Consider the following 26,195-nt stretch of genomic DNA (forward strand, 5'->3'; position numbering starts at 1 on the left):
GAGTAGGGAGTAGGGAGTAGGAAAATTCGGATAACAATTATCACAATTACTACACGGATTATTATATAATTTTTATGTTTAACTGCTAGAGTTAACAGGAGTTACACAGTTGAAGCCAGGGATGAGATTAATTGATAGTAAGTGATCTAGATATTTACTAATGAGTCAGTAAGATAATGAANTGGAGAAAAAAATGACAAATCGTGATCAATTTTGGACTATGGCAGATCATTCTCGACTGGAAGCTGAATATCTAGCTGATAAGAAACTGCAATATTTACAACATGCCCCACTGGACGCTTTACAGCAGATATGTATCCAGTACCGTCATTTTACCAAACAGTTTCCTGATAATCTGGCAATTCTAATTTCCAAAGCTCCTTACGGAAAATTTAAAAGCTTAACGGCTGAAATACTAGCAGAAGAGTTAGGTGAAGGAGATCATGAGAAGAATCATCTCCAACTCTGGGATAAGTATCTGTTAAGTATTGGTCTAAATCAAGAGTTATTTGAGGACTCTCTGAGCGAAGAAAATAATATTTTGCTTGATGAAATAAAGCAACTAACATTAACCAAGCCTACCACCTATGTTATTGGATTATGTGGCATGGGTGGAGAGTGTCTTTGCCAAGTTTATCTGTCTACTATGTACAAATATCTTGTCAAAAACCCATACATAAAAGAAAACAAACACACCATTGATTGGGATTTTTGGAACTTTCATGTTGGCGAAGCTGATATTATCCATCGTCAAAAGGTCAGAGATGCCATTAATGAGATAGTTGATGCGGATCCATCTACCGTAGATGATTTAACGGCTGGCTATCAGAAAGCCAAACATAATTGGGATACATTTTGGACGAATAACTACAAATTAGCCATGACTAAGCAGATGGCAGCTGTAAATTGAGTGAATAATTGAGTGAATAATTGAGTGGCATAGAAGTAAGTAGAGTCCATCAATAAAATCACTCTACTGCTTCAAAATATCGAATCCTCACAAATTAACCCGATATTTATTATAGCAGTTGGCAATTTAATCAGGTACATCTGAAAAGCATCAACGACACATAGCACAAGGAAAAGCAAAAAAGCCGATGCCTGATAGCTCACTGCTAACTGCTATATTATTTTGACTCAAAATGAAACAAAAATCAGACAGAAATGACCCATTCTCTTGAAGCTTTGAAGAAACATGGCCAAACCACAGATCGATCTACTTTAGGCTTGTGGGATTCTATTCGAGCAGATTTTGAGGCTGTGTTTGAGAAAGATCCTGCTGCATGCTCTTGGCTTGAGGTGTTAACTTGCTATCCAGGCCTACAGGCAGTTACGGTTCATCGCTTTGCTCATATCTTATATCGCCACCGTTTATTTTGGCTGTCTCGCTTCGTATCCTACATTGTCCGTTGGCTAACAGGAATTGACATTCATCCAGGTGCTACCCTTGGTCGGGGCATATTTATTGATCACGGTGCAGGTGTAGTAATTGGGCAAACCGCCATCGTTGGAGATGGAACCTTAATTTATCAAGGTGTTACTTTAGGTGGCACTGGTAAACAACTAGGTAAACGTCATCCTACTGTGGGAAAAAATGTAATCGTCGGAGCAGGAGCAAAAATTCTTGGGGACATTGAAATTGGTAACAATAGCCGTATTGGAGCAGGCTCAGTAGTTTTACGCTCTGTTCCTAGTGACTGCACTGTCGTTGGGATTCCGGGACGAATAGTTAGGCAATTCGCCAAACCGATTAGTCCACTTGCTCACAGTAACATCCCGGATCCAGTAGCTAATGTGGTTGATAAACTTATCCAAAGGATAGATGAGTTGGAAATCAAACTAAACCAATTGCAGCAGTGTAGAGAAATGCAGTTCACCGAAAAGCTGTTGTGTCAAGCTCCAGCTATCAACTTATCTCACAATACTAATTTAGATAGCCGCCAGCTAGCAAAAGTAGATTAACTATTGTTAATACAGGAGACAAATGTCTTGGAAATCATTATTGCTACTATGCCCCTGTGGGTAGCCATAGTAATGCTAGTGGTATTGCAGCGACCAAGCCAACAGGCAGGACTTGCTACTTTGATAGCTGCTATGGGATCAACACTACTATTTCCTGTTTTTCGTTTGTTTCCTGGGCAATTACTACTTGCTTTGGTCAAGGGACTTGCGACATCACTATCAGTTTTCTATGTGCTATTTCCCAGTTTGCTACTTTACTATCTGCTCAAGTCTGTAGATGGTATGAGCCTTTTAGGACGGGGTATTGCTCGCTTAGTTCCTGAGCGAGACTTACAGGTGTTGCTGCTAGTGATTGGGTTCGCTCCTTTTGCCGAGTCAGTTAGTGGATTTGGAGTTGGTACCATTTTAGTAATTCCACTGTTTCTCGCATTAGGTTATAGTTCTGCTCAGTCAGCTATACTGGGTATTTTGGGTCAAATGGCTGTACCTTGGGGAGGATTAGCCATAGGTACAGTTCTTGGAGCAGAAATAACTAATCTAGATCCTAGTATTCTAGGTTCGACTACTGCTGTTTTGACTGCTCCTCTGCCCGTAGTTTACGGACTGGTGGCACTAGCAGTGAGTGGCGGAAAGAAATCCGTGCAACGCCGATGGCCAGAAGCGATCGCTGCCGGAGTGCTTCTTACCATAGGAGTTTGGGGGTTCAGTTGGATTCCTGGGGTTGAACTTGCCGGTGTACTTGGCAGCACACTGGTAATGTCATTCTTAGTGGTGTGGGCAAACCGAAAACTATTTCATAAACTATTTCATAAGGCAAAACGAAAAAGACCAGTAAATCTAGTCAACACTGCCCGTAATAGTTCCGAAAAAACGGCTCATGATTCGGCTAAGTATGGTATTACTAAAGTATCCCTCTGGCAGGTAATAGCTCCCTACGGAATTCTGACAGCAATTCTGCTGATCTCTCGCTTAGTTGTTCCTCTAAAAATTTGGCTGAAGAGCCATTTTGTGATATCAATAGCTGCCATAAATCTAAATCTACCGCTGCTTTACAACCCAGGCTTTTATTTACTTTTGACAGCTTTGGCTACAGTCACAATTTTGGGAACAGTCGTACACAAACTGCAAGTGATAACAATACAAGCTTGGCAACAATTTATCCCTGGAGCCATCGCACTCGCCTGTTTTCTAGCAGCCTCTCAAGTTATGCAAGCCAGTGGCATGATAGCTAGTCTAGGCATGGCCGCAGCAACACTTGGTGACAAGTATATATGGGTTGCACCTTGGTTAGCTGCTCTAGGAGGCTGGATTACTGGTTCAAGTACTGCGAGTAATGCCCTGCTTTCCCAATTACAACAAGAGGTAAGCATTCAGTCTGGCTTACCACTAGAGTGGCTGATGGGAGCTCAGAATGGAGCTAGCGCCCACGCCACGATGATTTCACCTGCTCGCGCTATTATTGCTGCCACTGCTGTTGGGTGGTCTGGAGCTGAAGTCTTTTTGCTCCGGCAGATGGGACTAGTTGTTCTAGGAGCAGTGGCAGTTATTATGTCACTTCTGGTTTTGGCTGTACCATAAAATCTCTATTTTTAGATAGAGTAAGTATAAAATAAATACCCGAAATGCCAGACAAAACTGACCAAAATGGTTGATATAAAACAGACTCATATTCGGTATGAAAAATGCCCGGTATGCTATGGTATATGGTTTGATGCTGGTGAATTTAAGGATTATAAGGAAGAGGGAATAGCAGACTTTTTTAAGGATATTTTTAGCTAATTAATAGCCTAATTAGCAATTTAAAATTTAAATTAATTGGCTGCCACTGGGAAAACCTATGGGAAAAGGTAGTAGCTTGACCACGATGCTAATTTCCCTGATCAAGCAGGTTCGAGATGCTCAAGTCCGAAATGATCAACTCTATTGGGCTGGTTTCGGTAAAGTGATGATAAATTCACTATACGCTCCCACTTCAGTTTCCAGCTTCAAGGTTCCTCCATGCTGACCGACGATGATATCATGGGTCATTGATAATCCTAATCCTGTGCCTTCTCCAGTGGGTTTAGTGGTAAAGAAAGGATGGAAAATTTTATCTTTAATCTCCGGTGGTATCCCTATACCATTGTCACGGATGCGGATTTCTACCATCTGCTCCAGATTTTGGGTTTTGACCCGCAATGTCGCGGTAAAGGCTTTCTCCACCTGATCTGGATCTGACTGATAAGATTGCTGTTTGGCTTGAACCGCATAGCAACTGTTGTCAAGTAGGTTAATGAAGGCGCGGCTAAGATCATTTGATACTAGCTCTAATGGTTCAATAGAGTTATCGTAATCTGTGTCAATGATAATATTGAAGCGATTGTCAGAGGCTCGCTTGCTGTGATACACCAACTGTACTGCTTCGGCTAAAAGTTCATTAAGGTCAGTCAGTTGATGTTGAGAGCTCTCGGTTCGTGCGTGCAGCATCATACTGCTAATAATGCTATCGGCTCTGTTACCGTGCTTATTGATAGCTAGGGAATTTTCTTTGATGTCGCTTAAAATCTCTTTGAGATAGTCTAGAGCGTCTGGATCGAGATGTTCAGATTGGTTGTCAAGTTCTTCAATCGCTTCCTCCACCAGCTCAACGGAACCTTCAGCATAGTTGTTAACAAAGTTGAGAGGATTTCTGAGCTCATGGGCAATACCTGCGGTTAACGCCCCGAGGGAGGCAAGTTTTTCTTGGACAACAATCTGCTGTTGAGCAGCTTTTAATTCGACGGTTCTTTGTTCTACTTTCTCTTCTAGGTTGTGGGAATAGTCTTCTAGTTGCCCATTGGCTTGCTGCAAATCCTGATTCAGTTGAGAGAGTTCCGCGAGTAATCGCTCCCGCTCGGCTTCGGCTCGTTTACGTTCGGTGATGTCTTGAAAGGCTGCGATCGCATAAGCCACATTTCGCTCTTGATCATAGATCGGTGTACCCCAAGCTTCTACAGGAATCATCTTATCCCGTTGGCGTATTTCCATATCGTCAACTGCCACACTCTCCCCCTGCAACGCCCTCAAAATCGGATTCTGTGCTTTCGGGTAAAGTTGCTCAGTTCCAGCGAGATAAATCTGATAAGTGTCTTGTAACTGTGACTTTTTAGCTGACTCTATGATGGCTCTGTCTGAAATCTGCTGTCCAGCTTTATTGATCAAATAAGGCTTACCCTTGGCATCAGTTACACATACTCCCACAGGCATGGCTTCTAAGAACTGCCTCAAGCGATTCTCATTTTCATGGAGTTGGGAAATTAAATCAGCTTGTTCGCGGTTGGATTTTTCTAGCGCTTGATTCATTGTCTGGAGTTGAGCATTTTTTTCAGCTAGCGCCTTATCCTGAGAATAACTATACAATGCCTCTTTTACAGTGATTCTGAGGTCGTCAGCCTGCCAAGGCTTAGGGATATAACGATATAATTTAGCATAGTTAATCACATTTCCCACCGCTTCCAAATCCGCTTGCCCAGTCAACATAATTTTGAGGGTTTTGGGTGAAATAGTATGAATGCGTTTTAGTAATTCATCCCCTTTCAGATTGGGCATGATGTAATCAGAAATAACCAGGGCAACTTCATAGTCATCCTCTACTAATTCTTCGAAGACTTCTAACGCTTCTTCCCCACCTTGGGTCATTTCAATCAGATAGTTATCTCCCAAACTAGTTTCTAGCTCTATTTTCAGGCTATCTAGGATGGTTTGTTCGTCATCAACACAGATAATGGCAGTTCGATTCATAATTCGACTAAAGCATCCTGAATTGTTAAAATTAATTCCCGAGTATTCCAGGGTTTATGTAAACATCGATATAAGTTAGCATATTGTTTCGCCCGTTCAACCGCTTCCTCATCAGCTTGTCCCGTTAGCATCACTTTAATAATATCGGGATATTTGTGATGGACATTAATCAGAAATTGATCCCCTTTCATTCCTGGCATTAACCAATCGGAGACAATAATCAGAATTTGTTCTCCATTCTCATAGAGTTCATCAATGATTTCCAAAGCTTCATCAGCACTTTCAGCAAATTCATAGAGATACTTATCTTCAAAAGCTGCTTGAAGTTCCATCTCCAAGCTTTTCAAAATCGATATTTCATCATCAACACATAAAATTACGGCGTCAGACATGACTAGTTCCCTCATTGAATTCATACCAATTCTGGCCGATTACGGCTACAGATCAATTTCATCTGGCCATCTCCCGATCTGGCGATCTCCCGATTTCCCCATCTGCATCTGTAGTCCTACTTTGAAAAATGGCTATCAATAGTCAGAGAAACGGTCGAGATGGGTTGAGTAGGCAAGGTCGCGTTCGCTAGCCAACGCCCTTCGGGCTAATCGCATAAGTAATCTTACGGTCTTGATCGAAGATGACAAGTTTTTGGTAAGCCTCACACACCCCTCGATAAACCAGGGTTCTAAGGCGCTTAGTAAATTTCCTCAGTGAGCCGATAGCCTGGGAGTGTAATCATTATTGGTTACTATGGATGATTTAATGACATGGACTGCAACTAGTCACAGTTTTGACACTCCCCGCTCTTGCCTAGACCGGGTTTTTTTTCCTTGGACCATTGTTTATGAACTAGCTAAACTTATAACTAGCTACACTTATAACTAGCTACACTTATAAAGTTCCCCAGGAATCCTGTCCAAATAACAGTTTAAGGTTCATCATCTCAATGTACCTCCTCAGCCATCGGCTGTGGCTGCTGAATCGGTAGGGAAACTGTAAAGGTAGTTTCACCAGGTACGGACTCCACCTCCATGTGTCCGTGATGTTTCTCTACAATTTTCCTAACAATATCTAATCCCAAACCACTGCCTTCTCCAGCGGCTTTCGTGGTAAAGAACGGCTGAAAGATTTTGGGCTGAATTTCAGGAGGAATCCCTTTGCCAGTGTCAGTAATGCTGACCTTGATTTGGTCATCTTGCTGCCTCACATTAATGCTTAAAGTCCCCTTGTTCTCCATAGCTTGGAGAGCATTGTGAATCAGATTCGTCCAGACTTGATTGAGTTCATCAGGATAGCACCGGATAACTGGCAAAGAATCGTCATAGTTTCTGTAGACGTCTACGCCATGTTTGAGTTGGTTATGATAAAGAGTCAAGACCGTGTCAATGCCATCAGTAATCTGTGCATCTATCTTTTCCCCACTAGAGTCATAACGAGCATAAGTTTTCAAGGCAAACACCACTTTTGTGGCTCGTTCCACGGCAGTGGTAATGTTGCGAGTACTCGTATAGAGGTTAGCTAACTGATAGGCAGTGGTTAAAATCATTTCGTTGTCTGGGTCTTTCAGGAGAGGCAAAAACTCTTCAAAGTCCTCATAAACACCAATTCCCGCCAATAAATTGGCTAGCTTGACTGCTTTATCAATAGCGTAGGATTCCAGTTGGCTTTTCAACCTTCGTTTGAGTTGACGTTGCTCTCGGGTAGATAGAGGGGTACTCTGTCGGCTGGAGTATTGGAGTAAGGCCAACACATCGGACTGACGTTCTGGCGAGAGTCCTTGAAAAAATGAGGGTAATTGGTGGAGGTGGTCGTTGAAGAAGTTAGACAGATTGCCCACACAGGAGCGAATTGCTCCGAGGGGAGTATTGATTTCGTGAGCGATTCCTGCAACCAGTTGTCCAAGAGCAGCGAGTTTTTCTTGGGCGATTATCTGGCTTTGGGCAGCTTCGAGCTGTTCTAGGGTGTTTTGCCACCTCGCTTCTGCTGACCTTCGCTGTTCAATTTCCTCTTTAAGAAGGGCATTTTGCTCCTTGAGGGCCTTTGCCTGACTTTGCAGTTGCAAATGGGTTCTAACTCTGGCTAATACTTCCTCTGACTGAATCGGTTTGGTCAGATAGTCCACTGCTCCGAGAGAAAAACCCTTGACCTTGTTCACGGTCTCGCTCAGGGCTGTCATAAAAATCACAGGAATTTCACGGGTTAACGGATTTTCCTTCAGCCGATGGCACGTTTCAAATCCATCAATTCCTGGCATCATCACATCTAACACAATCAGATCTGGCGGTTTATAGTCAACCTGTTCAATGGCGCTTTCGCCATCAGTGGCGACTGCAACTTTGAAACCAGCACTGATCAATGTTGTGGATAGTACTTCTAAATTGGTGGCGATATCATCTACAATTAATATTAGTTGTTGATCCTGGCCATTGATCATTGTTACACCTTTTTATAGAGTGGTCGAAGCAAGTAACCAATTAATAAATCGTTGCTAAACCATCCTGATAACTCCTAATAACCCTAACCATAAATCTATCAGCATTACTTCCTAATAGTTAAACCGTAAAACTAGGATTTTATTAATGTTAATCCCATTAACCCCTAAAACTTGGCTCTCATTATCCATGACTGTTTGCTTAGCCGAAAAGTAGGCTATTGGATGATCCCTGGCAAGGGTAGCATGGGCTTAGGGCGTTAACTGACGGCACCTCAAGTAGTGTGGGCGTAGCCCATAGGCTTACCTCTTAACTAATTACGTTCCAGGTATTGTTTGATGAAATCTTGGATTTTTTTAACCTGAAAGCCTTGAGCGAATTGCTGGATATGTTGGACAAAAATCGCAAATTTATCATCGGATTTATCCAGAGTATCCACTTGTTCTAGAATTTCGCTGATTAAGCCTGTTCTGGCCAAATCATAGAGCTGAGCAAGTTTTTCAGCTGGGGGAGGGATAATCTCTGTAGTTTGACATGAGATGTTTTCAGCCATCATCTTTTCTCGTTCTTCTTTTCCTTCATACACCCATTCCAGTCTCAGATGCATCCGTAATATCTCGAATAGTCTTTCTGAATCTACTGGCTTGGGCAGAAACTCGTCCGCCCCAGACTCAATACTCTTGTGTTGGTGAGTATCAAATACGCTGGCTGAGCAAGCAATCACCACTACTGACTGTAATTGGGGAGATTCTCGCACCTGTCGGATCAATTCCCAACCATTCATCCCTGGCATGAGCAAGTCGGTAATAATTACCTCAGGCTGACACTGAGCTTTCTCCAAACCCTCTTGAGCGTTGGTTGCCTCCACCAGTTCAAACCCAAGGGGGGCAAGCAGATTAACCAAAACCATGCGATTTTCCCATTTATCATCCACCACCAGGATTTTCCGCCCCTGGCCTTTGAAGCCAATGATCCCTGTTTGAGAAGCCATGGGGGCATGTAAGCTTTCTGTGGCTTCTGGCAACTCCAAATTAAACCAAAACACACTGCCAATTTCCGGCTGGCTCCTGACTTCTAAGGTAGAGTTCATCATACACAGGAGTTTCTGAGTAATCGCTAATCCCAATCCTGTCCCTTCTGCTTTGCGAAAGGGATTTCCTACTTGCTCAAAGGGTAAAAAAATCTTTTGTAATTGCTCTGGGGTTATACCAATCCCAGTATCTTCTACTTGAAACCGGATTTTTGTCCTTTTTTCTTTGTTAAGCTCCCTTGTGAAGGAGGGTGATGGGGAGATATCCTTTTGGGTAGATTCAAGGACACTCACTTTCAAGGTTACTTCCCCAGAGTCAGTAAACTTGATGGCATTACTTAGGAGATTCATCAGTACTTGTCGTAGGCGTTTCTCATCCCCATAGATGCCATTGGGAAGTTGAGAAAGGGGTTGGTAAGTAAATACAATGTCCTTCTGATTAGCGCGGATACTGCAGATGTCAACCAGGTTTTCCAGAAAGGAGGAAAAATGAAAATTTCTAGGAACGAGTTCCATTTTCCTGGCTTCAATTTTGGATAGATCTAGAATGTCGTTAATCAGGGTTAACAGGTGTGAACCACACTGATGAATGATGTGGACGCCTTTGAGTTCCTCAGGGGTCATGGTTTTGGACTTTTTGAGGATTTGGGTGTAGCCGAGGATACCATTAAGGGGAGTTCTTAGTTCGTGGCTCATGTTAGCCAGGAATTCGCTTTTGGCACGATTGGCAACTTCCGCAGCCTCTTTAGCATGTTGGAGTGCGGCTTCCGCTTGGTTGCGAGCAGTGACATCAACCATAACCGCTAGAGACCGAACCACCTGACCTAACTCATCTTGTTCAGCAATAGCGGAAAGAAGCACGTCAATGATTTCTCCATTCTTGCAAATCACCTGATAGGGAACATCCAAGCACATTTCTGTCTCAAAACATTTAGGCAGAAACATCCCTTGGGTGTACTGGCGTGATTCTGTTAAAAAATCAGTTGATTGTCTTCCAATAACTTCATTACGATCGTAGCCTAACTTCTTTTGCCAGTAGTTACTGACACTGAGCAATCTGCCATTGCTATCAATCGAATGCAGCATAACTGGTGTATTTTCATAGAGCGTGCGAAAGCGTTCTCTGCTCAGCCGCAGCTCCTCCTCGGCCTGTTTGCGATCGCTAATATCTTTATGGGTTCCTGCCATTCGTTTCGGGTTGCCCTTGTGATCATGAGCCACGACTTTACCGTAAATGGCAATCCATTTCCATTGACCAGATTTGGTTCGTACTCTATGGTCACAGGCAAAGAGAACCGAACTGTTCTTTAGACAAGCATTCAGCAACGACTTTACTAAGGCTTTATCCTCTGGATGTATCAGCTTTTCCCAACTGCTGAGGTATCCTGGTAGTTCATCCACATCATAGCCCAGCATTTCTAACCACCGGGGACTGTAATAAACCTCTCCAGTCATGATGTTCCAGTCCCAGAGTCCATCACCGGATCCTTCTAAAGCTAGCTGCAAGCGTTCCTGACTCAGTCCCAGTTCCTCTTCTGCGTGCTGATGCTCTACCTTAGCCCGTGCTAGTAAACCAGAACCAATACCAATTAGCACCACTAAACTACCATAAAGCAGCCCTAGGGGCTTCCAGGAATCACGAGAGCGTTCATTTATCACCTTAGGGGAAATGTAGGTGACAATTTTCCAGGTATCGGAGTTAGCATCCATCTTAGTGGGATCATAAAAACGCTTTTGTACAGGAGTTTTACCTGTTTGCATCTCGTAGAAAGGATGAACAGTGGTAAAGGTAAACTTACCGTTAGTAGTTTCAAATTGCCCCTGATCAGCCTTAGAAATCCGTTGCCATTCTTTTGGAAACCCCTTGGCAAAGGTACGGTCTTTGCGCTTAGGATACATGAATCCCCATTCATCCTCTGGCTTGGTTCCCTTCAGCCAAAATCCCTCACCATTCAACAGCATCATTTCCCCTAATGACGTATTATTTTCGGGTTCCAAACTATTGATGAAATGTTTAGGAAAATAGTTAATCATGACGATGCCCCGTTTCTGACCAGAACTGTCAAAAACAGGGCTACCAACGCGAATCACTGGCTTCAGGGGGTGTTCAATTTTTCCATTTTCGACATTCAGGTCTAGGGGAGAGACAAACATTTCTCCCTTTGGCAAAGCTAAGGTTTTTTTAAACCAGTAACGATTGGCCTTAACTTGCAGTTGTTCCTCAGGCACAATAACCGGCTGACCCTGGTTAAAGTTGACTCTAACAATTTCTTTACCAGTTGTATCCAGAAAGCGAATTTGGTCATAAAGCCCTTTCTCTCGAACCAGGATCAGATATTCTTGAGTAAGGGCCATGCGCCACCTTTCAGTTTCTTCGGTAGCATCACTGGTGCTATCTAACATTGCCCGTAACTCATTTTGATTGGCTAGGAATCTCAAGTCTGATTCAATGACATGGAAATCACTAGCTGCTCGTTGAGCTGCCATCTCAACATTACGGATTTCATTAAGGTTGACTTCGGTTGTGTCAACCTTAACCTCGGTGCGATGCATGAGCACTAGAAAACTTCCTATCCCTATCGTTAAAGGTATAAAAATAGCTAAAAAGTAGTTTAATTCGGCTATAGGGCTAATTTTTTTGATAGTTTTCATTGCTCAGATTAACTAATTAATTTTTTTTCTACTTTTTCCAAAGTATTCTGTTCACTGTTCCCCTTTAATTGTTCCCTTTAATTACCAAAAAAACTTACAAAAACACTGTATTATTTTTTTGGTTAAGATAAGATTAATTAGGCAGCAACTATATACCTGTAGGATTAGTTATGAATCAATCCTATAGCAAAGGTAACATAAAGCAGGGACTATAAGGGAACAAAAATTCTCAATAATCCTACACAAATTGCTATACAAAATATAGAGTTTTATGCCTGGCTTGATGATTTTTTTAATTTAAAAAGTTAAAAATTAATTTATTTATTTTATAGCTGTTTATAGCCTAATGAGTTACACAGGATTTTTTCCCTACTCCCTACTCCCTACTCCCTACTCCCTACTCCCTACTCCCTACTCCCTACTCCCTACTCCCTACTCCCTTTGCTATAATAATTATTGCTCCCGATATTGCTGAATAAACTGTCGAATTTTCTTGAGTTTAAACTCTTCTGCTAATTGACGGAGATGTTGACTGAATGGGATTAACTTATCATCCGTTTTTTCCAGGATTTCCACTTGTTTTAAAATGTCGCTAATTAAGCCAGTCTTCGCCAAATCGTACAGGTGCTCTAGTGCTTCTTTTGAGGGCGGCACCATCGACTTTTTAGTTTTGAGGGGGGATGGTGCTTTGGTCGTGACGTTTTTATCTTTATCTTCTTCTTCTTCTTCATAAACCCATTCTAGTTTCAGGTGTACCCGTAACTTCTCTAATAGCTTTTTTGACTCTACTGGCTTCGGCAAAAAATCATCTGCTCCAGCCTCACTACTTTGGTTCTGGTGATCATCAAACACACTGGCTGAACAAGCGATAACTGCCACTGATGAGAATTGGGAGGATTCTCGCAACCGTTGAATCATCTCAAAACCATCCATCTGTGGCATCAACAAGTCAGTAATAATCAGATCCGGTTGGAAGTCTGTGGCTTTCTCTAAACCCTCTTTACCATTGCTCGCTTCTTTTAGTTCAAAGCCAAGGGGAGCTAACAGATTCACTAGTACCCAGCAATTTTCTGGTTTATCATCCACCACCAGAATTTTGCGCCCTTTGCCTGACAAACCAATGATTGTCTTCTCAGGAGCGATCGCATCAGTTACCCCTGTGGCTTCTGGCAACTCCAAATCGAACCAAAATACACTGCCCACACCCAGCTGGCTTTGCACTTCCAAAGTAGACCCCATCATCTCCAGCAGTTTCTGAGTAATGGCTAATCCTAATCCGGTCCCTTCGGCTCGAGTTAAGGCATTCCCCACCTGCTCGAAGGGCAACACTATGCGTTCGATGTGTTCCGGACTCATACCAATACCGGTGTCTTCAATTTCAAACCGAATTGTTCTGATCACTCCATGGTTGTTTTGTTTTTTGTCTTCCTTTGTTGTTAAGGGCTTTGACTCGAGGACATTTACCTTCAAGGTCACAAGTCCCGTGTCAGTAAACTTAATGGCATTACCCAGTAAGTTAATTAGTATTTGTCGCAGGCGTTTTTCATCCCCATGGATGTGATTGGGGAGTTGAGCAAAGGGTTGGTAACTAAAGAAAATGTCTTTCTGATCAGCGCGGATGCGACAGATATCAACTAGATTTTCTAGAAAGGAGGGAAAATGAAAATTCCTTGGGTAAAGTTCCATTTTCTTGGCCTCGATTTTAGAAATATCTAAAATATCGTTAATCAGGGTGAGTAGGTGGTTGCCACATTGGTGGATAACACGGATGCCCTTGAGTTCCTCAGGGCTCATGATTTTAGAGCGTTGGAGGATTTGGGTATAGCCGAGGATGCCATTGAGGGGAGTGCGCAGTTCATGACTCATATTGGCCAGGAACTCACTTTTAGCACGGTTGGCAATTTCAGCGCTTTCTTTAGCTGCTTGTAATTCTTGGCTCAAGAGCTGTTGACGTTGGACTTCTGCTTCTTTGGATGCTAAAAGATGCTTCACTTGTTTAATCAGATGATTCAGTGAAGTGGCTAAGACTCCTATTTCATCTTGGGATATGATCGGGGCTTGTAGAGTAAAATCATCATCTTTAGTGACGCGCTGGGCTACCTCTGTTACTTGTTTAATGTTACGGATAATCAACAACGTGACCCTGTTGGCAACTAAGGTGGTAATTGCTGACCCCAGCAAGCACAAAGCACTGATACTTAACCACAACTGTCCCTGCACCTGCTCAAGAGGTGCGGCGGAGTAGAGTAAAACCAGTTTGCCCCCCTTGCCATTGATCCCAGTGATCTCTACAGTTTTGGCAATGTAGTTTTTCTCGGCAATAGTGACCTGCACTGGTAGGGATTGGATTGGCGGTGGCTGCCAAGGAGTGTTTTTAGCATCGGTTAAGGTAGAGGCAGTAACCTCAGAATCGTAGAAGGTAACCAGGTGATGGTGCCTATGGGGGCGTAATTGTTCAAGCCATTCATCGCTAATGGTAATCCCAACGATTATTCCCCCTAAGATTTCCTGGTCAGACTTCACCGAGGTTAGACCGACTAGAAGCGATGCAGCATTGTCTTGAGCTGGGAGGAAATCGAACAAATCCATCCCAATGCTTGCCGCTTGGTTGAGTGTCTCGTCAATTAGCTCAACTTGGTTAAGGTCTGCCTGCCGCAGTTCCAGCAATACAGACCCGTTCTTGTCTACGAGTTTAAGCAGATCGAGCTGATAAGATAACTGTATCGGCAGTAAATACTGAAACAGCTTTTTCCGGTTCCCTGTCGCAACCAATGTGGAAACATCCTGTCTGTCAGCTATCCACCTTGCTTTCAAAAATAGAGTTTCTTTTTCCTGTTCAAAGGCATGCAATTGTATGGATGAGAAGTCCTCGATCTCCTCTTGCACTTGCTGTTCCAGACGCTTAGTGAAAAAATAGCCCAAACTAAAGGTTCCTACTATCCACATTCCCAGGAACACAAAGAGCATCGGCAATAGTATTTTTGCTCTGAGGGAAAGTTTCGAGTACATCTGTCGGAACATGTCACTACTACTCCTGTTCCTGGCTAGATGGTATAAACCCTGATCCGAGCAGATGGTTGCCTCCTTCTTTGCTAAAGGCGAAGTCAATAAAGGTTTGGGCATTATCTGAGGGAGCTTGGCGGTAGACGATGCCAAGGCGACGCACCATTTTATACTTACCTGACTGAATGTTTTCAGGGGTGGGTTCTACGCCATCGAGGCTGAGGCGGTTCACAGGTAGCTGATTAGCGATCGCATAGGCCAGGGAAAAAGCACCGATGCTGTAGGGTGTACTCTGAACTGCTGCAATTAAATCAGCTTCGTGGCGCAAAATCACTGCTTCTGGAGCATTCTTGAGGTCTGACCCAAGGCAATATTTCCGCAATAGTTTCTTGGCTGACTCATCTTCATGTCGATCCAGCACGATAATTGTTGCGTCTGGTCCCCCTAGCTTTTGCCAATTGGTCACCTTGCCGCTGTAGATGGCCTTGAGTTGTTCGGTTTGCAAGTTGGTCACTCCTACGACACTAGGGTGAGTTGCTACTAGTAAACCATCTTTAGCGATTTCCCGATATACTAAAGAGCCATCATCCTCCTCTGGTTTCAAGGTCCTGGTAACAGTACCAAGATCAACTAATTTGTCTTTAGCGCCAGCGATTCCACCAGGGGATTGACTTTTTGGCAAAAAGGTAATGACTGTGTTTTCAGTCTTGGCTTCATAGGCAGCGGCTAATACCTTCATGGCTGGATAGGGACTCCCTGCCCCAGTAATCTTGATTTCCTGCTGGGCTTGTTGGACATTGGTCGCTTGGTTGGTGTTGGGAGTGCAGCTTACCAACATGGCTAGACTCGTCCCTAGAGCTAGAGTAAACCAGGTATTTAACTTCATTAGACATCTCCAATAAACTATTAATTTTACCCTTGATAATTACGGGTTTTTGGTCAGCCTCAGACATGCCTTGAGCAACTTAGGTTATAGTGCTAGAGTCAATGCCATAAAGGTGCAACACGACCCTTTTTGAACGAGACAAGGGAGCCTGTTAAAGGTTTGAATGAATTGATTGAAACCGTCTTTGAGAATCACGATTGATTGGTTAAGTTCATTTTTAATTTAGTCATATAATATCCTCCTAAAGAGAGATGCAACCATTGTCTTTTATCACTACTATAGCTATACTGTTGCGAATTATTTACAGTTGTGGTATTCCACAATAGCCATATTATAGAGTTCCCAGCTAATCTTAGCAAAATAACAGTTTAAGCTTAATCTCTAGTTGATTTCATCACTTTTACGATGGGATATCATTGGTTATACTCAGATATTGCACCAAGTTGAAAATTTATCTTTAAAGGTAGGGAACAGGGAACAGGGAACAGGGAACAGGGAACAGGGAACAGGGAACAGGGAACAGGGAACAGAAGCTTTTTGGTTTTGTACAAAACTATTTTTGATTTAGCAAATTCTGTAAAAATTATCAAAGGTATGTGAAGCGTGAAAATTTACTAACCAAAAATAGTTTTGTGGATTATTTATTAATAGTTAATTGTGATATAGAGTGTTTCTTATATGCTTATACTTATAAGCTACATTCAATTTTATTACCTCTACTCCAGACTCGCGACTCCCTTTGCTATATAGCGTTTATCATAGCTATGAGGTACAGATATTTTTTTTACTTATTACCTATTCCCTGCTCCCTGTTCCCTGTTCCCTGTTCCCTACTCCCTACTCCCTACTCCCTACTCCCTAATCCCTTTGCTATAATAATTATTTATCCCGATATTGCTGAATAAACTTTCGGATTTTCTTGAGGTTAAAGTCTTCGGCTAATTGACGGAGATTTTGGCTAAATGGGATTAACTTTTCATCAGATTTTTCCAGGATTTCCACTTGTTTGAAAATCTCGCTAATTAAGCCAGTTTTAGCCAGATCGTACAGGTGTTCTAGTGCTTCTTTTGAGGGGGGCACTATCGACGTTTCAGTTTTGAGGGGGGATTGTGCCTTGGTGCTTAGGTTTTTATCTTTATCTTCTTCTCCTTCATAAACCCATTCTAGTTTCAGATATTTCCGTAACTTCTCTAATAGCTTTTTTGAGTCTACTGGCTTGGGCAGAAAATCATCCGCTCCCGCGTCAATACTGTGATGCTGGTGATCATCAAAAACACTGGCTGAACAAGCGATCAGTGGCACTGATGAGAATTGGGAGGATTCTCGCAACCGTCGGCTCATCTCAAAACCATCCATCTGTGGCATCAACAAGTCAGTAATAATCAGATCCGGTTGGAACTGTTTAGCTTTCTGCAAACCTTCTTTACCATTGGTTGCTTCTTCGAGTTCAAAGCCAAGGGGAGCGAGCAGATTCACCAGTACCCAGCGATTTTCTTGTTTATCATCCACCACCAGAATTTTGCGCTCAATGCCTTGGAAACCAATAATTGTCTGATCAGGAACAATCACATCAGTTACCCCTGTGGCTTCTGGCAAGTCCAAATCGAACCAAAATACACTACCAACACCCAGCTGGCTTTGCACTTCCAACGTAGACTCCATCATCTCAAGCAGTTTCTGAGTAATCGCTAATCCCAATCCAGTCCCTTCGGCTCGACTTAAGGCATTCCCCACCTGCTCGAAAGGCAACACTATGCGTTCGATGTGTTCCGGACTCATACCAATACCGGTGTCTTCAATTTCAAACCGAATTGTTCTGATCACTCCATGGTTGTTTAGCTTTTTGTCTTCCCCCGTTGTTAAGGGATTTGATTCCAAAACATTGACCTTGAAAGTGACTACTCCAGTGTCAGTAAACTTAATCCCATTACCGAGTAAATTAATTAGTATTTGTCGCAGCCGTTTTTCATCACCATGGATGTGATTGGGGAGTTGATTCTGGGGTTGATAACTAAAGGAAATTTCCTTCTGATCAGCCCGGATACGGCAGATATCAACTAGGTTTTCTAGAAAGGAGGGAAAATGAAAATTCTTTGGGTACAGTTCCATTTTCTTGGCCTCGATTTTAGAAATGTCTAAAATATCGTTAATCAAGGTCAGTAGGTGGTTGCCACATTGGTGGATGACACGGATGCCTTTGAGTTCCTCAGGACTGATGATTTTAGAGCGTTGGAGGATTTGGGTATAACCGAGGATGCCATTGAGGGGAGTGCGCAGTTCATGACTCATATTGGCCAGGAACTCACTTTTAGCACGGTTGGCAATTTCAGCGCTTTCTTTAGCCCCTTGTAATTCTTCCCTCAGGAGCTGTTGACGTTGAATTTCTACATCTTGAGCTGCTAACAGTGTTTTACTGGTATAGAAGGCTAATAGGGCTGCGGTTGAAATTGATGCAATCATGCTAATCAAAATGATTCGAGTCCGAAGCCTTTCAGAAGCCTCTAGCACAGCTTTGGCATGTGGTCTTTCCTCCTCAACTTCCTCTATTATTTCCTCAAGATCATAGACGAAACTCCTGAGGTTTAGCCCTAAAGGACTCTTGCTTAAATCTAAAAACTTTTTTTGGGCTTTCTCGATGTGTTCTGGGGTCAAATTCGACGGATCAATTTGCCGCAATAGTGCCTCTATCCGTTGGGTGTATACTTGTATTAGGCTGTCATAATTTTTGATAAGGTTATTTAAAAGTTCAACTTCCTCTGGTAGCTCATATACCTCTGAATTTTTGTAAGACTCTTTTAATGCCAACCAGTTTTGCTGGGCTAATCGGGAATGCTTTTTAAAACGAGAATACTCTTCATGAAAAATCTCTGGTTGCTGGAACAAAACAGCAAAGTATTGATGGTGTATTTGTATTTCCAGCAGGTAACGTTGCAGGTCCATGAGAAGCTCACTTTCTTCTAAGGTATCTTCTCTTAAGTTCTGAGCATAGTTTTGGTAGTTATTGCCAATCAGGAGTCCAACTGTTGTTCCCAGGACAGCAATCCCAAGGGCAATACCATACCCATAGGCAATCTTTTGACTGATACTAAGGCGATTTAGCTGCTTTCTGAACCAGGCAAGGGAACCTGTTAAGGGATGGGATGAGTTGGTTGAAACCATATTTGACAATGAAGATGTGGTGGTTGAGTCTGTTTTTAATTTAGTCATATATATCCTCCTCAAGGGAGATGCAGCCATTATTTTTTAGTACTTTTAAAACTATTGCGACTTATTTTAGCAGTGTGGGGTTGTACATACAGGGTTTGTAGATACAGTTGTAAATAAGGTGGTAAATACAATAGTTATATTATAGAATTCCCAGCCAGTCCCACCCAAGTAACAGTTTCAGTCTCCTATCAATTACCCTTGCTTCTTTAGTTTGGTATTTATAGTGTTAGTCACCAGGTTTATCTAATTACTTTACAGGTATTGTTTGATGAATTCTCTAATTTTTTTTATTTGAAATTTTTCGGATAATTGACGGATAGCTTGGGAAAAGGGTATAAATATATCATCATTTTTTTCTAGCTCATCGACTTCCTCTAAAAGGTCATTGATTAAGCCTGACATAGCCAGATCGTAGAGGTAAACTAGTTTTTCTTTTGGAGGACTAACAATTTGTGTTGTTTGAAGTGATATGTTTTTATGATTATGTTTTTTTTGGTCTTGACATTCAACAACTTTTTGCTGATTTTTTTGAAAATTTATTTCATGGTATTCTGGATAAGTTGGTACGTCTAAATCTATAGTAAAAATACTACCTTTGCCTGGTTTGCTCTCGACATTAATGTCACCTCCCATCATCTTGACTAGTTTATGGGTAATTGCTAAACCCAGTCCAGTCCCTTCCACATAACCAGAGATATTTTCTAGCTTTTCAAAGGGCAAAAATAGTTGAGATAATTGCTCGCTATTCATCCCAATACCGGTATCTTTTACTTCAAAGCGAATAGTGGTAATCTGTTGGAGTTTATTTGTTATTTCATCTTTAGCATTTTTCCTTGATTCAAGGACACTAACCTTAAAGGCTACTCCCCCTGTTTCAGTAAATTTAATGCCATTGTCGAGTAAATTAATCAGCACTTGTCGCAAGCGTTTTTCGTCAACAGTAATTGCTCTAGGTAGTCGAGAAGTCGCTTGGTAACTATAGGAAATACCCTTTTGTTCTGCTTTGACCTGACAAATTGCCACGATGTCTTTCAAGAAGGTACCAAAATCAACCGTTTGGGGGTGGAGTTCTAATTGATCAGCTTCAATTGTACAGAGGTCTAAAATCTCATTGATCAGGCTGAGCAGATTAGAGCCGCACTGCTCGATAATATCAATACCTTTCTTGTCGTTAGCAGTTAGACTAGTTGATTTTTTCAGGATTTGAGCGTAACCCAAAATACCGTTGAGGGGAGTGCGGACTTCGTGGCTGATGTTGGCAAGAAATATACTTTTAGCACGGTTAGCAGCTTCACTTTCCACTGCTGCCCGAACTGCTGCTTCTTTGGCTTTCTGGAGTTCCACTGTCCGTTGCTCAACTCGCTGTTCTAGCTGTCTTTCACTCTCCACCAGTGCTGCTACTGCTGAAATGCGATCGCTAATATAGATAGCTAGCAATATGGTCAGTAATAGTCCCCCCAAGGAAACAGTCCAGGGATACCAGGTTCTTCGACTCGCTATATATTCGGAATTGGGCTTAGACAGAATCAACCATTTCTGTCCTGAGACATCAAGAATTACAGTATGGTGTAACCCATTTCTGAGGGTAGCAAGGTTTTCGTCCTTCAAGTCCTTTGATGCTTTGGGTGTACTAGATGAATAGGTATAGAGCAATCGCTCCTCTGTTGGCGCAGATTCGTGAAACAGATAAACATCAATCCCCCTCGGTTGTCGATACTTTAAAGCCCTGTCTACAATGTCTCCAATCAAAAACGCACTTGAGGCAAAACCTTCCAGATTTTGGCGACGGGATATAACTGAATTAGTAGGTGTATTTTGTCGATAAATTGGCCATAAAATTAGGAATCCTAGTTGGTGCTGGGTGTTTTTATGCATTAATGTCATCGGTGCAGTTGCGATCGCTTTGCCACTATCCCGTGATAATTCCAAAGCTTCCAAACTTAGAGAATTCGAGGCTAGGTCAAATCCCAACATTGTCTCATTATCGTGGTATGGCTCAACAAAATAGACCGGAAAATATTCTTCTCTGGGTTTAGCCTTAATCAGCTCTCCCTGAGGATTATTTTCTGTAATTTTAAAGTTAGGAAAACCCTCTTGTTTGGCAGCTTGTTCGTAAGCGGATCGTTGCTCATGGGGTACCCAAGGAATCCACTCTAGGGCTTGAATATCTGAATGATTTGACAAGTAAGGCTTGACAAACGTCCGAAATTCCTGACGAGTCACTTTTTCGGAGGCAGCATAGACCCCAACAATCGATTCCAGTTGTTGTAGATTTTTTTCAAGGCTTCTTTGGAGCAAGGAAACAATATCCTTGGCATCTTGTTCAAACTCTTTTTCGATGGTTTTGTTTTCCAAATTCCAAGTTCCCATGAACGTTAGTAGGGAAAACATAACCCCTGTAAAAATAGTGATTGCTAGGGGCAGATAATGGACTGTTTTTTGGAGATTTATTATCGTATTAATTAGTTTTTTATTATTCATAAAATCACCTTTAATTAGTCACTTGTGACATCAAATTTACTGTTTGTAATTAGTCATTATCTGAAATCTAAAAAATAGGCTAAAGATAACTTGTTATGAAATAAAAAAGGCATAGTCTGAATTCACTGAATATAGTCTTTAATAAAATTTCTAATTTTTTTCAACTGAAAATTTTGAGCTAATTCACGGATATGTTGTACAAAATCACTAGTGTTTGGATCGGATTTTTCTAGGTTATCGATTTGTTTTAAAAGGTCATTGATTAACCCTGCCCTAGCCAGATCGTAAAGTTGGGAAAGTTTCTCGACTGGAGGAGTCACAATCTCTAGGGTTTGAGATGAGATGTTTTTCTTCTTCCTACTTCCTCCTTCCTGCCTTGCTTGATAAATCCATTCCAGTTTCAGATGCACTTGTAACATCTCTAGTAGCTTTTCTGCCTCTACTGGTTTGGGCAAAAAATCATCCGCTCCAGCCTCACTACTTTTTTCCTTGTCAGTGTCAAATACACTAGCCGAAGACGCAATCACTACTTTTGAGTGCAATTGGGGGGATTGTCGCAACTGTCGGATCATCTCAAAGCCATCCATCTGTGGCATCAACAAGTCAGTGATAATCAGGTCTGGTGGAAATGCTGTGGCTTCCTCTAAACCCTCTTGACCACTGCTAGCCTCCACTAGTTCAAATCCCAGGGGAGCCAGCAGATTTACAATCACCCAGCGATTTTCTTGTTTATCATCCACCACCAGAATTGTGGGTGGCTGACCTTTGAAGCCAATAATCCCTCTTTGAGGAGTCATGGGTTTGGATGCAGCTGTGGTTTCTTTTAACTGCAAATCGAACCAAAACACAGTGCCAATGCCCAACTGGCTGCTTACTTCTAACTTAGACCCCATCATCTGAACCAGTTTCTGAGTAATGGCTAATCCCAATCCGGTCCCTTGTGCTTTATTTAAGGGATTCCCCACTTGCTCGAAAGGCAAAAAGATTCGTTCGATTTGTTCCGGACTCATGCCAATACCCGTGTCTTCAATTTTAAATCGAATTGTTGTTAACAGTTCTTGGCTATTGGTCATGTGTTCATTCTCCTTTTTCCTGGGTTTAAGGACACTTACTGTCAACTTAACGTCTCCAGTGTCAGTAAACTTAATCCCATTACCCAGTAAGTTAATCAGCACTTGTCGCAGGCGTTTTTCATCAGCGTGTATGCCGGTGGGAAGTTCAGAAAGGGGTTGGTAAGTAAACAAAATGTCCTTGTTTTGAACTCGGATTTCGCAGATGTCAATCAGGTTCTGAAGAAAAGACGAAAAATGAAAATCTGTCCGGTAGAGTTCCATTTTACCAGCTTCAATTTTGGACAGGTCTAAAATGTCATTAATTAGGGTGAGCAGATGATCACCACATTGATCGATAATGTCAATCCCCTTGAGAGACTGATCAGACAAGGTTTTGGAGCGTTTCAGGATTTGGGTGTAACCGAGGATGCCATTGAGAGGGGTGCGGAGTTCATGGCTCATGTTGGCGAGAAATTCGCTTTTGGCACGGTTGGCCACTGCGCTTTGCGCCGCAGCGCGAACGGCTGCTTCTTTTGCCTGTTTGAGGTCTTCCTCAGCTTGTTTGCGATCGCTAATATCGGTTCTGATCGCCAAATACTGGTAAGGTTTGTCTCTATCATCCAAGAACGGTACAATGGTGGTATCGACCCAGTAATAGGTGCCATCTTTCGCTTGATTCTTAATTTCTCCCTGCCAAACTTGACCACTAGCAATAATTGACCAGAGGTTTCGGAAGAATTCCTTGGGGTGGTAATTGGAATTGATCAATAGATGGCTTTGTCCAATCAGTTCTTCTCTAGAATATTTAGAGATATGACAGAACCGATCATTGACATCCGTAATTACCCCTTTTTGGTCAGTAATAGCTAGGATTGAACCTTGATATAAAGCATACTTTAAATCTGATAATTCTTTGAATGACCTTTGCAGTTTTTCCTCTGTTTCTTGTTGTTTAGCAATCTCTAATACCAGACGTTTATTGACATGTTCTAGTGTACAATAGGTACGCTGATAATCCAGTATTAATCCTACTAGGGAGATCAGGTAGGCAATAATTTTGAGGAAATGGGCGATATGGAAATGACTGTCGAAGAGTGCTTGTGAACCAAAAGCCATGTGGAGTTGGGCGACTGTATCGGGAATAGTACTCACAATTAAGGAGTAAGAGAACAGACTGGGATACCGTTGGTGAAAGCTTGGGTAAATAAAAATGCCAGCAGCAATAAACAGAAGCAATGGCAGGATGTCCCATGGTCGGGGGATAATGGAGTTGGGAAATGTTGTTTCCGGCAGAAGCTCGCTGGTTGCACAGATGTGAATTATGCCATAGGCAATCAACCCAAACCCCAAGCTGACAATAATGACAAAACCCAAGCTGCTGGTTTGGTTTTTTTCTACCCAGCTTCTCCTTGAGAAAAGGCTAGTTCCTAGAATCAGGATTAGTGCATTGAAAAGCCGACAGAGTGTCCAGGTAAATGGAATTAAATTCCGATTATCGGCGACAGCATCAATTAAGTGCTCAGCAGCCACAGTATTAAAGGTATCCATCACACCAGCAAAAAAAAGTGATAGGCCGATGATAGGAACGATTGGGTCTTTGGTGATACTATAGTTTGTGAAGGCTAAGCAAACCGTAAAAACAGCCGTACAGACAGCACTCCACTCCAGGAGTGTGTGTACAAAACTTCCGGACAGGACGGAGTGCATGGCATCATGAAGTTCATGGGGTTCCAATTCAGAGGCTGCCGAGAGGTCAAACAGTTCCTGATGGGTACTAAAATCAACCCCTAATTGATGCAGAAGATAGGGTAAAATGCAGATAAAAATCACTGTCCAAACCAATGGTTTGGGGAATCTAGTTTGGCCGACAAGCCTGGATTTTGTCATAGTTTTCATTCCCAATATGGCTTTCGGTTTGATGAGTGATCAAGATCAGGAAGGTCTTTAGGTAAGACTTGGCTAAATCATGGCACCAATAGGCAATACCAAGTAGGGTTGTAGTGCTAGATTCGATGGACTCAGTGATGGGGATAGCCTGGAGCTGTAATCATTTAGGGTTATACTCATTGAACAATATGGACTTCTGTGAGGCCAGTTACATATAGAGTTCCCGGCTAATCCGACCCAAATAACGGCGTTGTATAGGGGTTTTCAATTGGGTGAGGTACAGATTACTCGGTTTTAGGGAACACGGAACAGGAAACAGGGAACAGGGAACAGGGAACAGGGAACAGGGAACAGAGAACAGAGAACAGGGAACAGGGAACAGAGAACAGAGAACAGACAAGAGGGAACAGGGAACAGAGAACAGAGAACAGAGAACAGACAAGAGGGAATAGGTAAAAAATTATTTGTACCTCATAGCTATGAAAAATGCTAGACTTGTAGGGGGATGATTTATGGAGATTGGGAAGAGACCCGAAGTGGGGGAGGAGACTGCAAGAAGGGGAAGTAAGCTGTGAGGCATCTTATCTGAATTAGCACTATGAATTAGCACTATGAATTAGCACTATGAATTAGCACTATTAATGCTACAAATGATTTCTTTGATTGAATCGGCAAGGGGGCAGGGGCGCTCAGGAAAAAGGGAGAAAACTTTGAAGTTTTCCCCCTTTCTCAAAAATAGACAAGAAATAGACAATTTAAGTGGGCGAAATCCTCAATTAAGCGGTATCCACTGGGAAAACGTAGCCCCTTGACCACAATAGTTATTTTCCTCATCAATGAGATTCCAGACGATAACATCTGAAATCTGGAACCGTTTACCAGTGCTAGAAATACGGACACCTTGATAGTTGCTAATATAGCCCTGGGTTGTGACTTGGTTAAGCAGGTGTAAGCGCTCCTCCCTTTCCATCGGCTCAGCTGAATATCTCGAAGGCATCCGGGTGAATTGGTTCCAATCCATTTCCCACAATTCTAAAGCTTTCCGATTGCCATAGTTGTAAATCGGGTCTGATTCAGTGTTGTGAGAGAGGACCGTAAAGGGAGCTTCAAATAGTGCCTGTGCAATTTCGATAGGTGAGCCACTAGTATCGATTAGAGAACGCCCTGTCCAATGATGAAAGCTATTGATTAGACGTTGGCTCTGGCGAATTACTGCGTCTTGTTGCCAAGGAAATTGGATCTCAGTGTTCATCGGTTTATTATTTTGCAAAGATTTATCACCCTTAGGGTTAGTAAACAGCTAGAGAAAATGTAGCAGAGTATACCAAAAACTCTTATTATTTGTTAGAATTAAATTAGGGTAACACCGACAGGGATTATTATGTAACTTAAATTAAAGCCGAAAACCAAGGGTTTAATAGTTGCGCTCTCGACCTACGGTGGAACCAACTTTTTTGACATTTTTATGGCGCTCGCGGGATATTCCGTCAGAGAAGCGCGGAGATACCCCCTGGATGTGAAAGCATCTTGCATTGGCGGGCTAATGTCTATCTTGGTAGACTTTGGTAGCTAAAAAGTATCGGCAATGGCAACATGGATAATCAGCTCAGCTTCATTATCAAACTCGTCATCCTCTCCACGATAATTTCTGTTATTATTAAATATGCTGCTCCCAGTGTACCCATTGCCGCTACATCTGTTAATGGGTTGATTGGGATCCTGGCTCCAACTGTGATTTTAGCGATCGCATTAGTAGGTAGAGCCTTTAGCTATAGGGAGTCTGACTAACACGCTAGTGGTAAGCTCTATCTCTGTTTCGCACTGCGGGATTATAGGTTTCCCCAGAG

18 protein-coding genes and 1 pseudogene are annotated in these 26,195 nt (G+C 42.3%); 7 read left to right on the forward strand and 12 right to left on the reverse strand.

All coding sequences use genetic code 11. From position 1 onward, the window contains the following. The first annotated feature begins 193 nt into the window (after positions 1-193). From F6J99_RS06570 to F6J99_RS06585, 4 genes and pseudogenes are all read left to right on the forward strand, one after another. Entirely contained in the window at positions 194-910 is a 717-nt protein-coding gene (locus F6J99_RS06570) for an iron-containing redox enzyme family protein (RefSeq protein ID WP_293112227.1), read from the forward strand. 317 nt (positions 911-1,227) lie between these two features. Beyond that, the gene (cysE, locus tag F6J99_RS06575; RefSeq protein ID WP_070396426.1) at positions 1,228-1,962 is read left to right on the forward strand and encodes a serine O-acetyltransferase; all 735 of its coding nucleotides are present in this window, start codon (positions 1,228-1,230) and stop codon (positions 1,960-1,962) included. A 27-nt stretch (positions 1,963-1,989) separates the two neighbouring features. After that, positions 1,990-3,540, forward strand: coding sequence for an L-lactate permease (locus F6J99_RS06580; RefSeq protein ID WP_293112228.1), 1,551 nt, complete (start codon positions 1,990-1,992; stop codon positions 3,538-3,540). Positions 3,541-3,591: 51 nt separating this feature from the next. Further along, a pseudogene (locus F6J99_RS06585) lies at positions 3,592-3,741 on the forward strand (zf-TFIIB domain-containing protein); the annotation flags it as partial. 141 nt (positions 3,742-3,882) lie between these two features. Here F6J99_RS06585 and F6J99_RS06590 read toward each other — a convergent pair. The 4 genes from F6J99_RS06590 to F6J99_RS06605 all read right to left on the reverse strand — a co-directional run bounded on the left by F6J99_RS06590 (position 3,883) and on the right by F6J99_RS06605 (position 11,733). Continuing rightward, entirely contained in the window at positions 3,883-5,721 is a 1,839-nt protein-coding gene (locus tag F6J99_RS06590) for an ATP-binding protein (RefSeq protein WP_293112229.1), read from the reverse strand. Further along, entirely contained in the window at positions 5,718-6,113 is a 396-nt protein-coding gene (locus F6J99_RS06595; protein WP_293031622.1) for a response regulator, read from the reverse strand. Before F6J99_RS06595 ends, F6J99_RS06590 begins: the two co-directional genes overlap by 4 nt. 548 nt (positions 6,114-6,661) lie before the next feature. Further along, positions 6,662-8,152, reverse strand: a complete 1,491-nt coding sequence (locus tag F6J99_RS06600) for a response regulator (protein ID WP_293112230.1) — start codon at positions 8,150-8,152, stop codon at positions 6,662-6,664. Between the two features lie 311 nt (positions 8,153-8,463). Then, positions 8,464-11,733: a PAS domain S-box protein gene (locus F6J99_RS06605; protein WP_293112231.1), complete on the reverse strand. Its 3,270-nt coding sequence runs from the start codon at positions 11,731-11,733 to the stop codon at positions 8,464-8,466. Between the two features lie 445 nt (positions 11,734-12,178). Here F6J99_RS06605 and F6J99_RS06610 point away from each other — a divergent pair, with 445 nt between their 5' ends. Continuing rightward, a complete protein-coding gene (locus tag F6J99_RS06610; protein ID WP_293112232.1) occupies positions 12,179-12,307 on the forward strand; it encodes a hypothetical protein in 129 nt (42 codons plus the stop codon). Here F6J99_RS06610 and F6J99_RS06615 read toward each other — a convergent pair. The 3 genes from F6J99_RS06615 to F6J99_RS06625 form a co-directional block, all read right to left on the reverse strand. Beyond that, positions 12,286-14,853, reverse strand: a complete 2,568-nt coding sequence (locus F6J99_RS06615; RefSeq protein WP_293112233.1) for a response regulator — start codon at positions 14,851-14,853, stop codon at positions 12,286-12,288. The genes F6J99_RS06610 and F6J99_RS06615 overlap by 22 nt on opposite strands. A gap of 7 nt (positions 14,854-14,860) precedes the next feature. Further along, positions 14,861-15,721: a substrate-binding domain-containing protein gene (locus tag F6J99_RS06620; RefSeq protein ID WP_293112234.1), complete on the reverse strand. Its 861-nt coding sequence runs from the start codon at positions 15,719-15,721 to the stop codon at positions 14,861-14,863. Between the two features lie 413 nt (positions 15,722-16,134). Further along, positions 16,135-16,272 (reverse strand): hypothetical protein, encoded by a 138-nt coding sequence (locus F6J99_RS06625; protein ID WP_293112235.1) that lies wholly within the window; start codon positions 16,270-16,272, stop codon positions 16,135-16,137. A gap of 213 nt (positions 16,273-16,485) precedes the next feature. Between F6J99_RS06625 and F6J99_RS06630 the strand changes: the two genes are divergently transcribed. Beyond that, positions 16,486-16,626 (forward strand): hypothetical protein, encoded by a 141-nt coding sequence (locus F6J99_RS06630; protein WP_293112236.1) that lies wholly within the window; start codon positions 16,486-16,488, stop codon positions 16,624-16,626. Here the strand turns inward: F6J99_RS06630 and F6J99_RS06635 are convergent. The 5 genes from F6J99_RS06635 to F6J99_RS06655 form a co-directional block, all read right to left on the reverse strand. Continuing rightward, positions 16,601-18,928 carry a response regulator gene (locus F6J99_RS06635; RefSeq protein ID WP_293112237.1) on the reverse strand — a complete coding sequence of 776 codons (2,328 nt, stop codon included), beginning with the start codon at positions 18,926-18,928 and terminating at the stop codon, positions 16,601-16,603. The two genes, F6J99_RS06630 and F6J99_RS06635, sit on opposite strands and share 26 nt — an antisense overlap. 252 nt (positions 18,929-19,180) lie before the next feature. After that, positions 19,181-21,319, reverse strand: a complete 2,139-nt coding sequence (locus tag F6J99_RS06640; protein WP_293112238.1) for a CHASE domain-containing protein — start codon at positions 21,317-21,319, stop codon at positions 19,181-19,183. Positions 21,320-21,531: 212 nt separating this feature from the next. Continuing rightward, positions 21,532-24,348, reverse strand: a complete 2,817-nt coding sequence (locus F6J99_RS06645) for an ATP-binding protein (RefSeq protein ID WP_293112239.1) — start codon at positions 24,346-24,348, stop codon at positions 21,532-21,534. Positions 24,349-24,556: 208 nt separating this feature from the next. Further along, the gene (locus tag F6J99_RS06650) at positions 24,557-24,790 is read right to left on the reverse strand and encodes a hypothetical protein (protein ID WP_293112240.1); all 234 of its coding nucleotides are present in this window, start codon (positions 24,788-24,790) and stop codon (positions 24,557-24,559) included. Positions 24,791-25,120: 330 nt separating this feature from the next. Further along, positions 25,121-25,600, reverse strand: a complete 480-nt coding sequence (locus F6J99_RS06655; protein WP_293112241.1) for an MEKHLA domain-containing protein — start codon at positions 25,598-25,600, stop codon at positions 25,121-25,123. A gap of 341 nt (positions 25,601-25,941) precedes the next feature. Between F6J99_RS06655 and F6J99_RS06660 the strand changes: the two genes are divergently transcribed. Beyond that, positions 25,942-26,136 carry a hypothetical protein gene (locus F6J99_RS06660; protein ID WP_293112242.1) on the forward strand — a complete coding sequence of 65 codons (195 nt, stop codon included), beginning with the start codon at positions 25,942-25,944 and terminating at the stop codon, positions 26,134-26,136. Positions 26,137-26,195 lie beyond the last annotated feature (59 nt).

The organism is Moorena sp. SIO4G3 (assembly GCF_010692305.1).
GTDB classification, from domain to species: Bacteria; Cyanobacteriota; Cyanobacteriia; order Cyanobacteriales; family Coleofasciculaceae; genus Moorena; species Moorena producens_A.

Coding starts and splice junctions, on each gene's coding strand:
- F6J99_RS06570 (WP_293112227.1), top strand. CDS start 194: ATGACAAATCGTGATCAATTTTGGACTATGGCAGATCATTCTCGACTG.
- F6J99_RS06630 (WP_293112236.1), top strand. CDS start 16,486: ATGAGGTACAGATATTTTTTTTACTTATTACCTATTCCCTGCTCCCTG.
- F6J99_RS06655 (WP_293112241.1), bottom strand. CDS start 25,600: ATGAACACTGAGATCCAATTTCCTTGGCAACAAGACGCAGTAATTCGC.
- F6J99_RS06590 (WP_293112229.1), bottom strand. CDS start 5,721: ATGAATCGAACTGCCATTATCTGTGTTGATGACGAACAAACCATCCTA.
- F6J99_RS06610 (WP_293112232.1), top strand. CDS start 12,179: ATGAGTTACACAGGATTTTTTCCCTACTCCCTACTCCCTACTCCCTAC.
- F6J99_RS06635 (WP_293112237.1), bottom strand. CDS start 18,928: ATGACTAAATTAAAAACAGACTCAACCACCACATCTTCATTGTCAAAT.
- F6J99_RS06595 (WP_293031622.1), bottom strand. CDS start 6,113: ATGTCTGACGCCGTAATTTTATGTGTTGATGATGAAATATCGATTTTG.
- F6J99_RS06640 (WP_293112238.1), bottom strand. CDS start 21,319: ATGTTTTCCCTACTAACGTTCATGGGAACTTGGAATTTGGAAAACAAA.
- F6J99_RS06620 (WP_293112234.1), bottom strand. CDS start 15,721: ATGAAGTTAAATACCTGGTTTACTCTAGCTCTAGGGACGAGTCTAGCC.
- F6J99_RS06600 (WP_293112230.1), bottom strand. CDS start 8,152: ATGATCAATGGCCAGGATCAACAACTAATATTAATTGTAGATGATATC.
- F6J99_RS06615 (WP_293112233.1), bottom strand. CDS start 14,853: ATGTTCCGACAGATGTACTCGAAACTTTCCCTCAGAGCAAAAATACTA.
- F6J99_RS06660 (WP_293112242.1), top strand. CDS start 25,942: ATGGATAATCAGCTCAGCTTCATTATCAAACTCGTCATCCTCTCCACG.
- F6J99_RS06605 (WP_293112231.1), bottom strand. CDS start 11,733: ATGCATCGCACCGAGGTTAAGGTTGACACAACCGAAGTCAACCTTAAT.
- F6J99_RS06645 (WP_293112239.1), bottom strand. CDS start 24,348: ATGACAAAATCCAGGCTTGTCGGCCAAACTAGATTCCCCAAACCATTG.